The organism is Stieleria sp., from assembly GCF_041595215.1.
Classification (GTDB): domain Bacteria; phylum Planctomycetota; class Planctomycetia; order Pirellulales; family Pirellulaceae; genus Stieleria; species Stieleria magnilauensis.
In genome coordinates, this window is record NZ_JBFHKV010001393.1 from 1 (window position 1) to 1,831 (window position 1,831).

The window sequence follows — 1,831 nt, forward strand, 5'->3', positions numbered from 1 at the left end:
CGCGGCGACGCAGATACGCCGGCAGGGTGGAGGGCGAAAGCAACAACGGATCACCAAACGGTCATCGGGTGCGGACCCGGTTGCTGCTGCATGTAGGGGTTTTGCCCAGGATACTGATAACCCATCGGCGGCCCCTGCATCTGACCGGGTCCGCCACCTGTTCCTTGCTGCGGTGCCCCGGCAGCAATCGCCGCGCATTGGGCAGCCATTGCAGCGTGATGAGCGGCCATCGCGGCGTGCTGTGCCGCATGTAACGCCGCTTGGGCTCGTTCGTCGCTCATAAATCACTCTCTCAATTTGGGTGGAAAGAAAATGAAACCAATCAATAACGGTTTCGATAAACCATGAGGTGGGCGCATTCTAATCCGGCCGACGCCAGTTTGGGGGGGAGAGTGAAGAAATCGCAAATTGAGCGAAGTGGGCCGCTTGCTGGGCGAGGCGGGCAGATTGTTGGGCTTGCGCGGCGATGTCCGTCGTCTCAGTAGGTGGATCCTCCGGTTTGCGTTCCGGCCGCTTGGCCAACTCTCGTTTCACTCCCTCGAACAAGGCTCGGCCGACGGGAACGCCGTGGCCGGTGCATGCGTCCCAACCGATGCCGGATTTAAAAAAGCCGTTGCTGCCTTCGGTGATATCACGGAAGGCATCGGTGCCGGCCAAGCGATACAAGATCGGATGGATGAATCCGACGCGGCGCCCGAGACCTTGATTGATCCTCGCGATCAACGCCGCCCAAAGTGGCGCCGAGGCGCTCGTGCCGCCGCTGTAGTCCCACCTGCCGGCAAGTAGCGTGTGGTAGCCGCTGGCCAGTGACGCGTTGGCCGCAACATCCGGCAAGCCCCGCCCATCGAAGTCGTCTTGCTGACTGGGCATTGAGGGAAGCTTGATTTGACATTGATAGTCGGGACGTTTGAACTCTCGACTGCGGCCGCCGGCAGTGGCAAGACGGCATTGATCGAGATCATTCCAGGCGTATTCTCTGACAATATTGCCGTCGGTCGTTTCAATTTCGGTCCCACCACAGGCCAAGACATAGGGCGAACTGGCGGGGAAGTTGACGTGCGGGCTGGTCGGCCGTGTTCGGATCACGTCGAAGTCTCGCGATGCAGAACCGGCATCACCGGATGCCGCACAAATCGTGATCCCCATCAACGAAGCCCGTGCAAACAGTGAGTTGGCCAACTGCATCGGGCGAGACGCCAAGGTGGCTTCTGCCGAACCATAGCTGATCGAAACCACCGACGGACGGTTCTGCGAATGCAACGCGTGGGTCAACGCCGTCAGGTAGGGTTGCCGGGCGTTGGGGTGCAATCGAAAAACGACCAGCTTCGCACCCGGTGCGATACTACCGGCGACCTGCAGATCAAGCGTCAATTCGAGATCATTGGCGTACTCGGCGATTTGCTGAGCGTTCCAAGTCTTGTCCGGCGGGCCAGGCGGGGAAGCGGCACGCGGGTACTGTTGCCCGATCGGCTCCACGATGATCTCTGGAGGCGTGATGCCCTGCACGCGGAAGTACGTCTCCATGTCGGACCGATGAAATTGCCCGCCCAGCGAGATGATGCCGATCGTTTCGCCGGATCCATCAAACTGTTCAGGAAAGTCATACAGCCGCGCGATCTTTGACGGAAAGTGGATGCGATAGCCGGGTGGAATCGGTTCGTCGTTGGAGCTGCGTGGCGGGGCATAGTCTGGTCCGAATGGGTCGGCCCCCGTCCTCTCTTCCGATCGGTATTTCAGAGGCGCTTCGGCGCAGACCACCGGGGCATCACCGCCTTCCTCAGGGCCCGTCCACGTCGCGTCGGAATCCACGCTCACACTTTGGCTCGCGACC

The 1,831-nt window shown here is 60.6% G+C and carries 2 protein-coding genes; both read right to left on the minus strand.

What is annotated here, in order from left to right:
• Positions 1–50: 50 nt before the first annotated feature.
• A complete protein-coding gene (locus ABX749_RS31540) occupies positions 51–281 on the minus strand; it encodes a hypothetical protein (protein ID WP_145212952.1) in 231 nt (76 codons plus the stop codon).
• 79 nt (positions 282–360) lie between these two features.
• The coding region (locus ABX749_RS31545) for a S53 family peptidase (RefSeq protein WP_372899529.1) at positions 361–1,831 on the minus strand (1,471 nt) is incomplete at its 5' end.